An 11,301-nucleotide genomic window follows, 5' to 3' on the forward strand; every position below is an offset into this window, starting at 1 on the left:
CGGTCATCTCCGAAGGTGACCGCCCGAAATTGTCAGCCCCACTCTCTAAAATCGAATATATGTTCGACGAATTCGATGATGTCGCTGTGCTCGATGCGGTGACGTCGTCGATGCGGGACGAGAATGCGGCGTGCGCGAGGCGGTTGGCCGGAATCGGCGAACTGTATGCGCGACGAGCCCCCGAGGACGACGTTGATCGTGAGTGCTGGGCGATCGACGGCTATGCCAATGTTGTCGCCGAGATTTCTGCCGCCATGAGGATCAGCCGGGGACGCGGTGCCGCACAGTTGCAATACGCGATCGCCCTGCGTGAAGAGCTGCCTGAGGTCGCCAAGGTGTTCGCCTCGGGCGCCATCGACTTTCGGATGATGGCGGCGATCGTCAATCGGACATCGCTGATCGACGACCCTGAACGTATGGCCAGCGTCGACGCGGCGCTGGCCCGGCATGTGGTGAAGTGGATGCGGTTCTCAGCGCCCAAGCTCATCGAGCGCATTGACATGTGGATTGCCCGGTTCGATCCCGCAGGCGTCAAGCAGCCCAAGAAACCGACTGAAGACCGCTTCGTCGACATCGGGCCGACGATGCCGGGGATGGCTGGTATCTCTGCAAACGTCGAAGCGCCGGACGCCGCGGTGCTGGAGCAGGTGCTCGACGGCCTGGCCGCAACGGTGTGCCCTGATGATCCACGCACTCAGGCGCAACGCCGCGCCGACGCTATCGGGGCCCTGGCCGACTACCGGACGAGCTTGACGTGCCGGTGCGGGTCGGCGGACTGCCCCGCGGCCGGAAACGCGCCGCCGCGGAAGAACATCGTCGTCCACGTGATGGCTGACCCTGCCACGGTGGCCGGCACATCGGAGATGCCGGGGTACCTCCCGGGATTCGGTGCTCTGGCCGCCGAGCAGGTCCGGGACTTGGCGGCAACAGCGAAGGTCAAGCCGTTGGTGATACCTCCGCCGATCGCAGAGCCTGGGTATCGGCCGTCAGCGGCGCTGGCAGAATTCATCCGGCTCCGTGATCTCACCTGCCGGTGGCCGGGCTGCGATCAGCCGGCGGAGGTATGCCAGGTCGACCACACGATCCCGTGGCCCTTTGGCCCCACTCATCCGTCCAACACCAAGCTTTACTGCCCTCACCACCACCTCATCAAGACCTTCTGGACAGGCAAAGGCGGCTGGAAAGATCAGCAGCTTCCCGACGGCACGGTGATTCTGACGTCGCCCAGCGGGCAGACGTACACCACCAAGCCGGCCGGCGCCCTGTTCTTCCCGTGCCTGGGCACCCCAACGGGCACCATCGAGGTGGCTGTGACGGACAGGACGGACACGACAACCACCGTGGAGGGCGTCGGGCGGGGTTTGATGATGCCCCGACGCAGGCGCACCCGGGCGCAGGATCGGGCCGAGCGGATCGCCGCAGAGCGCCGGGTGAACGAGGAACGGATCGCCGAAGAGCGGCGAGAACACGAAGAACGGATCGCCGACAACTACGAAGCGCCACCCTTCTGAGGCGGTTCTGATTTCTGGCATGCTGGACGAATGACGGATCCGTCGCAGTTCGGTACACATCCGGAGGGCTCGACGCCGCCTCCACCGCCTCCCGGTGCTGGTTATCTGCCGCCGTATCCGCCACCCCCCGGCCCGTACCCGCCCATGTACGCCGATCCCGCTGCGCCCTACGGCCGTCACCCCCTGACCGGGGAACCATTTTCGGATAAGTCCAAGGTCGTCGGCGGCCTCCTCCAGCTGCTGGGACTGATGGGTCTGGTCGGCATCGGTCGCATCTACCTGGGCTACACCGGGTTGGGTGTCGCACAACTCGTCGTCGGGTTGCTCACCTGCGGCATCGGCGCAGTGATCTGGGGCATCATCGACGCGATTCTCATCCTGACCGACAAGGTCCGCGATCCTCAGGGGCGCCCGCTCCGTGACGGAACCTAGTACCACCTCCAGTGGACGCGGGCGGCTGTATGCCGTCCTCGGGACCGGGGGGCTGGTGGTCGGCGGCCTCGCCTATGTCGGCATCGGCGATCCGCACAGCCCGGGATTCGTGTTTCCGCCCTGTCCCTTCAAGTTGCTCACCGGCTGGAACTGCCCCGCCTGCGGGGGTCTCCGGATGACCCACGACATCCTGCACGGGGATGTCGGGGCCGCCGTCGTCGACAACGCCTTCCTGCTGGTGGGACTACCCCTGCTCGCGGCGTGGCTGCTCGTCCGCTGGCGAACCGGCCGACCGCTGCTGCCGGTGCCTGCGATCGTGGTGCTCGTGGTAGCCACCGTCGGTTGGACGGTGGTGCGCAATCTCCCCGGATTCCCGCTAGTCCCGACTCTGCTCACCGGGTAGCGTCCGACCTGCGCTGATACACTCGATACTCGGGCCGATGCAGTCCCGGAAAGCGAAATTCCGAACTGCGGAGGTACTTTTCGATGCTGTTCTCGGCCTTGCCTGAAGCTCAGGGTCTGTACGACCCGGAGAACGAGTCGGATTCATGTGGCGTCGCCATGGTCGCCGACATTCAAGGCCGCCGAACCCACGCTCTTGTCGTCGACGGGCTCGTCGCCCTCGAGCACCTTGAACACCGGGGTGCGGCCGGGGCCGAACCGAACAGCGGTGACGGGGCGGGCATCCTGCTTCAGTTGCCGGTCGAGTTGCTCCGTGATGTCGTGGACTTCGAGCTACCGGCGTCAGCGGCGGATGGCAGCAACACCTTCGCCGCCGGAATCTGCTTCATGCCGCAAGACCCGGTCGTGCGTGAAGCCGCGCGGGCCCGTGTCGAGGAGATCGCTGCCGACGAGGGCGTCGAGGTCCTCGGCTGGCGTGCGGTGCCCGTCGACCCCGACCGCGCCGAGGTCGGCATGACCGCGCTCGGCTGTATGCCTCACATGGCGCAGTTGTTCGTCGCCGCACCGGAGCGCGCTGGCGTCCGTCCCTCGGGGCTGGAGCTGGATCGGCTGGTGTACCCCGTGCGCAAGCGTGCGGGACACGTCACACCCGAAATCGAATCCACCGGAACGGGAGTCTATTTCGCTTCCCTGTCCAGCCGGACCATCACCTACAAGGGCATGCTCACCGCGCCGCAGATGTCGCACTTCTTCCCCGACCTGCGCGACGAGCGCTGTAAGAGCGCGATTGCGATCGTGCACAGCCGCTTCTCGACCAACACCTTCCCGTCCTGGCCGCTGGCTCACCCGTTCCGGTTCATCGCGCACAACGGCGAGATCAACACCGTTCGCGGCAACCGCAACCGCATGCACGCACGCGAGGCCATGCTCGAGAGCGAATGCATCGGCGGCGATCTCTCACGCCTCTCGCCGATCTGCACACCCGACGCGTCCGACTCCGCCTCTTTCGACCAGACGCTGGAGCTTCTGCACCTCGGCGGCCGCAGCCTTCCGCACGCGGTGATGATGATGATCCCCGAGGCGTGGGAGAACAACGCCACCCTGACCCCGGAGCGTCGGGCGTTCTGTCAGTTCAACGCGTCGATCATGGAACCGTGGGACGGCCCTGCGTGCGTCACCTTCACCGACGGCACCGTCGTCGGAGCGGTGTTGGACCGCAACGGATTACGGCCCGGCAGATGGTGGCGCACCATCGACGACCGCATCATCCTGGCCAGCGAGGCCGGGGTGCTCGAAATGCCCGCCGAAGAGATCGTCGCGAAGGGCAGGCTCGAGCCGGGCAAGATGTTCCTCATCGACACCGCCGCCGGGCGCATCATCCCCGACGAGGAGATCAAGGGCGAACTCGCAGCCGCCGAACCCTACAGCGAATGGCTGCACGCCGGGCTGCTCGACCTCAAGTCGCTGCCCGACCGGGCGCGTGTCCAGCCCAACCACGAATCGGTTGTGCGCAGGCAGATCTCGTTCGGTTACACCGAGGAGGAGCTGCGCATCCTGCTGACCCCTATGGCAGCCTCTGGCGGTGAGCCGCTCGGCTCGATGGGCACCGACACCCCCATCGCGGTGCTTTCTCAGCGTTCGCGCCTCCTCTACGACTACTTCATCGAACTGTTCGCGCAGGTGACCAATCCGCCGCTGGACGCGATCCGCGAAGAGATCGTTACCTCGATGTCGCGCGTGATGGGACCCGAGCACAACCTGCTTCAGCCGTCCGCCGCGTCGTGCAGGCAGATCCTGCTGGGCTGGCCCGTGCTGGACAACGACGAACTCAACAAGATCGTCCACATCAACGCCGACGGTGAGCAGCCCGGGCTCAAGACCGCCGTGCTGCGCGCCCTCTACGAAGTGGAGCGCGGCGGCGACGGGCTGGCCGACGCCCTCGAGGATCTTCAGCATCGCGCTTCGGAGGCTATCGCCAAAGGCGCACGAACTCTGGTCATCTCGGACCGCGACTCCGACCACACCAGGGCGCCGATCCCGTCGCTGCTGGCCGTGTCCGCCGTCCATCATCACCTTGTTCGCACCAAGGAACGCACGACTGTCGCGCTGGTCGTCGAATCCGGCGATGCCCGCGAGGTACACCACATCGCGATACTCATCGGGTTCGGTGCCGCGGCGGTCAACCCCTACCTGGCCTTCGAATCCATCGAGGATCTGATCCGCGAAGGCGAGCTCACCGGAATCGAACCCGCCGCGGCGGTGCGCAATTACCTCAAAGCGCTCGGTAAGGGCGTCATGAAGGTGATGAGCAAGATGGGCATTTCCACCGTCGCGTCCTACACCGGCGCCCAGGCCTTCGAGGCTGTCGGCCTCAACCGCGACATGATCGACGAGTACTTCACCGGAACGCCCACTCAGCTGGGCGGTGTCGGGCTCGACGTCATCGCCGAGGAGGTCAAGCTCCGTCACCGTCGCGCCTATCCGGAGAACCCGACCGAGCGCGTCCATCGCCGCCTGGAGGTCGGTGGAGAGTACGCCTTCCGGCGCGAAGGCGAGTTGCACCTGTTCACCCCCGAAGTGGTGTTCCTGCTGCAGCATTCGACGAGGACGGGCCGCCACGACGTCTTCACGCAGTACTCCGAGGAGGTCAACAGGCTCTCCCGCGAAGGCGGTACGCTGCGCGGGCTGTTCGACATCAAGACGGGAGTTCGCCCGGCCGTCCCGCTCGAAGAGGTCGAATCGGTCGACTCGATCGTGACGCGATTCAACACCGGCGCCATGAGCTACGGGTCCATCTCTGCCGAGGCCCACGAGACCATGGCCATCGCGATGAACAAGCTCGGTGGCCGGTCCAACAGCGGCGAGGGCGGAGAGGACGTCGACCGGCTGTACGACCCGAGCCGGCGCAGCGCCGTCAAACAGGTCGCATCCGGCCGGTTCGGCGTCACCAGCGACTACCTGGTCAACGCCACCGACATCCAGATCAAGATGGCTCAGGGCGCCAAACCCGGTGAGGGAGGCCAGCTTCCGGGTTACAAGGTCTATCCGAACATCGCCAAGACCCGGCACTCCACGCCAGGCGTCGGATTGATCTCACCCCCGCCGCACCATGACATCTACTCGATCGAGGATCTGGCGCAGCTTATCCACGACCTGAAGAACGCCAACGCGGACGCCCGCATCCACGTCAAACTGGTGGCCAGCGTCGGGGTCGGCACCGTCGCGGCCGGCGTCTCCAAGGCGCACGCCGACGTCGTGCTCATCTCCGGATACGACGGCGGCACCGGCGCGGCGCCGCTGACCTCGCTCAAACACGCGGGCGCTCCGTGGGAGATCGGGCTGGCAGACGCCCAGCAGACGCTGGTGCTCAACGGACTTCGCGATCGCATCACCGTGCAGTGCGACGGTGGCATGCGCACGGCGCGCGACGTCGTGGTCGCCATGTTGCTGGGCGCGGAGGAGTACGGCTTCGCCACCGCACCTCTGGTGGTGTCCGGCTGCATCATGATGCGCGTCTGCCACCTGGACACCTGCCCGGTCGGTGTGGCCACCCAGAACCCCGAACTGCGGGCCAGGTTCAACGGCAAGCCCGAGTTCGTGGAGAACTACTTCCGGTTCATCGCCGAGGACATCCGCGAGTACCTCGCCGAGCTGGGCTTCCGCAGCATCGACGAGGCCGTCGGCCACGCCGAATTGCTCGACACGGCCGAAGGTGTGGCGCATTGGAAGAGCCGCGGACTGGACCTGACCCCGATCTTCAACGTCCCCACCGACTCACATGGCGGCGAGCTCACCCAGCGCAGGCGGGTGCGTGGCCAGGACCACGGTCTGGACCAGGCGTTGGACCGCACCCTCATTCAGCTGGCCGAGGGCGCGCTGGAGGACGCCCACCCGGTGCGTCTGGAACTCCCCGTCCGCAACGTCAACCGCACGGTGGGGACGCTGCTGGGTTCGGAGGTCACCAGGCGCTACGGGGCGCAGGGGCTGCCCGATGACACCATTCACGTCACGCTGACCGGGTCGGCCGGCCAGTCGATCGGCGCGTTCCTGCCGCCCGGTGTCACCCTCGAACTCGTCGGTGATGCCAATGACTATGTGGGCAAGGGACTCTCCGGAGGACGGGTGGTCGTCCGACCGCCGGACGACGTGCTGTTCCTGCCCGAGGACAACGTCATCGCGGGTAACACCCTGCTGTACGGCGCGACCTCGGGAGAGGTCTTCCTGCGGGGCAAGGTCGGTGAGCGCTTCTGCGCCCGCAACTCCGGCGCGCTGGCCGTGGTCGAGGGCGTCGGCGACCATGCGTGCGAGTACATGACGGGTGGCCGGGTCGTCGTGCTCGGCAAGACGGGCCGCAACATCGCCGCGGGAATGTCCGGCGGCATCGCGTTCGTCCACGGCCTGAACCCTGCGAAGGTCAACACCGAGATGGTCGAACTGCAGCGGCTCGACCCCGAGGACCTGACCTGGCTGCACGAGGTGGTGGGCAAACACGCCAGGTACACCGGCAGCACGGTGGCCACCTCGCTGCTCTCCGATTGGCCAAGGCGCAGTGCGCAATTCACGAAGATCATGCCCACCGACTACCAGCGTGTCCTGCAAGCCACCCGGATGGCCAAGGCTGAGGGCCGCGACGTCGACACTGCGATCATGGAGGCCAGCCGTGGCTGATCCCACCGGATTTCTCAAAGTTGTCAAGGTCGAAGCCGCCAAGCGCCCGGTCGACGAGCGCGTCGGGGACTGGCGTGAGGTGTACGAGAGCCAGGATCCGCACGAACGCTCCGGCGAGGTGTCCCAGCAGGCCCGCCGCTGCATGGACTGTGGAATCCCGTTCTGCCACTCCGGAACTGCCGGTTGCCCGCTCGGCAACCTGATCCCGGAGTGGAATGACCTTGTGCGACGCGGACGATGGGACGCCGCGAGCGATCGGCTGCACGCCACCAACAACTTTCCGGAGTTCACCGGCAGGCTCTGTCCCGCACCGTGTGAGGCCGCCTGTGTGCTGTCGATCGCAGAGGAGCAGACGGGCGGCAGCGTCACCATCAAACGCATCGAGCAGACCATCGTCGACCAGGCCTGGATGGACGGCACCGTCGAACCGCAGCCTGCGGCGATCTCGACCGGCAAGCGGGTCGCGGTGGTCGGCTCCGGGCCGGCGGGATTGGCCGCGGCGCAACAGCTCACGCGCGCAGGCCATGACGTCACCGTGTACGAACGCGACGACCGGCTGGGCGGCCTGATGCGTTACGGCATCCCGGAATACAAGCTGGAGAAGAGCACCCTCGACCAACGGCTGAGCCAGATGCGCGCCGAGGGTACACGTTTCGTCACGGACTGCGAGGTCGGCGTCGATCTCACGGTCGAACAGCTCAACGCTCAGCACGACGCCGTCGTGCTGGCAGTGGGCGCGCTGCGGGCACGGGACAACGACGTCGAGGGACGCGATCTCGATGGCGTCCACCTGGCCATGGAACACCTGGTGCCCGCCAACAAGGAGTGCGAGGGCGACGGCCCGTCGGAGGTGTCCGCCAAGGACCGCCATGTGGTGATCATCGGCGGCGGTGATACCGGTGCGGACTGCCTGGGCACCGCGCACCGGCAGGGCGCAAAGTCGGTGACGCAGTTGGACTACAACCCCGAACCGCCGGAGTATCGCGACGATTCCCGCTCGCCGTGGCCGACCTGGCCGCTGGTGTTGCGCACCTCGCCCGCGCACGCCGAGGGTGGCGACCGCCGGTATCAGGTGGCGGTGCAGCGTTTCCTCGGCGACGACAAGGGCAACGTGCGCGCCATGGAGATCGCCGAGGTCAAGGTCGAGCGCGACGCCTCGGGACGCCGCACGATCCTGCCGGTCGGGGACTCGCTGGAAATTCCTTGTGACATGGCCCTGCTCGCGATCGGCTTCGAGGGTGTGGAGCATATGGCGCTGCTCGACGGCCTCGGCCTGAAACTCAATCGGCGCGGCGCGCTGCCGTGCGGATCGGACTGGCAGACCGACGCCCCAGGCGTGTTCGTTTGCGGCGACGCCCATCGTGGCGCGTCGTTGGTGGTGTGGGCGATCGCGGAGGGTCGCAGCGCCGCGCATGCCGTCGACACGTACCTGATGGGTGAATCCGACCTGCCCGAGCCGGTGAAACCGAGTGCGCTGCCGCTTGCCGTCCTATAAGTCCGTCGTACTCGCCCGAAGGGGACTAGGCTGAGCCAACGTGAATAGACGCGGAAAGATCGTCTGTACCCTCGGCCCCGCCACCTCGACAGACGAGTCTGTACGGGCACTCGTCGAAGCGGGTATGGACGTAGCCCGAATGAACTTCAGCCACGGCGACTACGCCGACCACGAAGCCTCCTACAAGCGGGTGCGGGCGGCCTCCGACGTCACCGGGCGGGCTGTCGGCATCATGGCCGACCTGCAGGGCCCGAAGATCCGGTTGGGGCGCTTCGCGGACGGACCGACGGTCTGGGCCACCGGGGAGACGGTGCGGATCACCGTCGAGGACTGCCAGGGCACCCACGACCGGGTGTCGACGACGTACAAGAACCTCGCTGCCGACGCGTCTCCCGGGGACCGGCTGCTGGTCGACGACGGCAAGGTCGCACTTGTGGTCGAGCACGTCGACGGCAGCGACGTCGTCTGCCAGGTCACCGAGGGCGGACCCGTCAGCAACAACAAGGGGATCTCGCTGCCGGGGATGAACGTCTCGGTGCCCGCCATGTCGGAGAAGGACATCGCGGACCTGGAGTTCGCGATGAATCTCGGCGTCGACCTGGTCGCCCTGTCGTTCGTGCGGTCGCCGGCCGACATCGAGCTCGTCCACGAGGTGATGGACCGCGTCGGCAGGCGCGTGCCGGTGATCGCGAAGCTGGAAAAGCCGGAGGCGATCGACAATCTCGAGGCGATCGTGCTGGCGTTCGACGCGATCATGGTGGCCCGCGGCGACCTCGGCGTCGAGCTGCCGTTGGAGGAAGTCCCGCTGGTTCAGAAGCGCGCCATCCAAATGGCAAGGGAGAACGCCAAACCCGTCATCGTGGCCACCCAGATGTTGGACTCGATGATCGAGAACTCCCGGCCCACCCGGGCCGAGGCTTCCGACGTCGCCAACGCGGTGCTCGACGGCGCGGACGCGGTGATGCTCTCCGGTGAGACCTCGGTGGGTAAGTACCCGCTCGATTCGGTGCGGACGATGGGACGCATCATCCGGGCCGTCGAGGACAACTCGGTGTCCGTGCCGCCGCTGACCCACGTGCCACGCACGAAGCGCGGCGTGATCTCCTACGCCGCCCGTGATATCGGCGAACGACTCGACGCCAAGGCGCTGGTCGCGTTCACCCAGTCCGGTGACACCGTGCGGCGGCTGGCACGGCTGCACACCCCGCTGCCGGTGCTGGCGTTCACCGCGCTGCCCGAGGTGCGCAGCCAGCTGGCGCTGACGTGGGGAACCGAGACGTTCATCGTCGATCACATGAAGAGCACCGACGGGATGATCCGCGAGGTGGACCGGTCCCTGCTCGAGCTGGCCCGCTACAAGCGCGGGGATCTGGTCGTCATCGTCGCAGGCGCGCCGCCCGGGACCGTCGGCTCGACCAATTTGATCCACGTGCACCGTATCGGGGAGGACGACGTTTAGGAGGACGACGAACAAGCGGCGGGCCGACATGGCCGGCGGCTCGGACTTCGACGAACTGTTGGCGATTCTCGACCTCGCCCACCGCGGCACGCACACCGACGGCAGCGACGTATTCACCGGCCGTCATCCGCACAAGAACCCGCCGCGCACGTTCGGCGGCCAGATGATGGCGCAGGCGTTCGTCGCGGCCAGTCGCACCGTGCGGGCGAGCCTGCCGCCGAGCACGCTGTCGGTGCACTTCATCGCCGGCGGCGATCCGGCGGCCGACCTCGACTTCCACGTCGTGCGGCTGCGCGACGAGCGGCGGTTCGCCAACCGGCGCGTGGACGTCGTGCAGGACGGCACGCTGATCGCCACCGCGCTGGTCGCTTACCTGTCCGGGGGGCGGGGGCTCGAGCACGGGATTGAGCCGCCCGACGTCCCCGACCCGGTCACGCTGCCGAGGATCGACGAGCTGCTCCGCGGCTATGAGGAGACCGTCCCGCAGTTCGTCAACGCGTTGCGTCCCATCGAGTGGCGCTACACCAACGATCCGGCCTGGGTGATGCGTGACAAGGGGGAGCGGCTCAGCCACAACCGTGTCTGGCTGAAGACCGAGAAGGACATGCCCGACGATCCGGTCCTGCACACGGCGGCGCTGGTCTATTCCTCGGACACCACGACGAGTGGGTCCTGTACTCCACGTCGTCGCCGGTCGCGGCCGAGTCGCGGGGGCTGGGCACGGGTCACTTCTTCGACAGCTCTGGACGACTGCTCGCCACCGTCGTTCAGGAGGGCATCGTCAAGTATTTCCCCGGTTAGGTCGTCGGCGCGATGGTCACGCTGAACCGGTCCTCGATACGGTCGCGGAACTGGTCGGCGCACCGCTGCACCGCCGGCTCGTCGGTGCCCGCACGGGACAGGCAGTCGACGTAGTCGCTGCCGCCCACCTCGCGGAACACGGCCACCCATATCGCGATGAAGACCAGCGACACGGCGATCGCCAGGAATCCCAGCACGATTCCCGCGATGGCGACACCACCGTTGGTGGCCTCACGCCGTTTGACGCGGCCACGCGCCACGAAGCCGAGGATGACCGCGACCAGACCCAGGACAATGCCGCCGGCCACCGACCACACCGACATCAGCGCCAGGATCGCCAGCACCAGCGCCGCGACGCCCAGCCCGTTCTTCGGCGCGGGCGGAGGAGGCGGCGGCTGCCCATAGCCGGAATACGGCTGCGGCGGAGGGGGCGGATAGCTGCCCGGATAGGCGCCGTAAGGATACGGCGGAGGTGGCGGTGGGTTCCAAGGCGGTGGCTGCCCCGGCTTATCCGACTCGGTCACGATTTCCCA

Annotated in this window: 7 protein-coding genes and 1 pseudogene; 7 read left to right on the plus strand and 1 reads right to left on the minus strand. The window is 67.0% G+C overall.

The genetic code is table 11. The annotated features are described in order from the left end of the window. The first annotated feature begins 59 nt into the window (after window positions 1-59). The 7 genes and pseudogenes from ADBZ6K_RS01845 (at window position 60) to ADBZ6K_RS01875 (ending at window position 10,768) form a co-directional block, all read left to right on the plus strand. Window positions 60-1,511, plus strand: a complete 1,452-nt coding sequence (locus tag ADBZ6K_RS01845; protein WP_526344108.1) for an HNH endonuclease signature motif containing protein — start codon at window positions 60-62, stop codon at window positions 1,509-1,511. Window positions 1,512-1,541: 30 nt separating this feature from the next. After that, window positions 1,542-1,943, plus strand: coding sequence for an NINE protein (locus ADBZ6K_RS01850; RefSeq protein ID WP_526344109.1), 402 nt, complete (start codon window positions 1,542-1,544; stop codon window positions 1,941-1,943). Continuing rightward, window positions 1,930-2,346 carry a DUF2752 domain-containing protein gene (locus ADBZ6K_RS01855; RefSeq protein WP_526344110.1) on the plus strand — a complete coding sequence of 139 codons (417 nt, stop codon included), beginning with the start codon at window positions 1,930-1,932 and terminating at the stop codon, window positions 2,344-2,346. The genes ADBZ6K_RS01850 and ADBZ6K_RS01855 overlap by 14 nt, the downstream gene beginning before the upstream one ends. Window positions 2,347-2,429: 83 nt before the next feature. Then, window positions 2,430-7,013, plus strand: coding sequence for a glutamate synthase large subunit (gene gltB / locus ADBZ6K_RS01860; RefSeq protein ID WP_526344111.1), 4,584 nt, complete (start codon window positions 2,430-2,432; stop codon window positions 7,011-7,013). After that, window positions 7,006-8,508: a glutamate synthase small subunit gene (gltD, locus tag ADBZ6K_RS01865; RefSeq protein ID WP_526344112.1), complete on the plus strand. Its 1,503-nt coding sequence runs from the start codon at window positions 7,006-7,008 to the stop codon at window positions 8,506-8,508. Before gltB ends, gltD begins: the two co-directional genes overlap by 8 nt. Window positions 8,509-8,548: 40 nt before the next feature. After that, window positions 8,549-9,967: a pyruvate kinase gene (pyk, locus tag ADBZ6K_RS01870; RefSeq protein WP_526344113.1), complete on the plus strand. Its 1,419-nt coding sequence runs from the start codon at window positions 8,549-8,551 to the stop codon at window positions 9,965-9,967. Window positions 9,968-9,995: 28 nt separating this feature from the next. Next, a pseudogene (locus tag ADBZ6K_RS01875) lies at window positions 9,996-10,768 on the plus strand (acyl-CoA thioesterase domain-containing protein). On the opposite strand, the gene ADBZ6K_RS01880 reads toward ADBZ6K_RS01875, so the two are convergent. After that, the gene (locus ADBZ6K_RS01880; protein WP_526344114.1) at window positions 10,765-11,292 is read right to left on the minus strand and encodes a DUF4190 domain-containing protein; all 528 of its coding nucleotides are present in this window, start codon (window positions 11,290-11,292) and stop codon (window positions 10,765-10,767) included. The pseudogene ADBZ6K_RS01875 and the gene ADBZ6K_RS01880 overlap by 4 nt on opposite strands. Window positions 11,293-11,301: the final 9 nt, after the last annotated feature.

Source organism: Mycobacterium sp. (genome assembly GCF_044223235.1).
In the GTDB taxonomy this organism is placed as follows: Bacteria; Actinomycetota; Actinomycetes; order Mycobacteriales; family Mycobacteriaceae; genus Mycobacterium.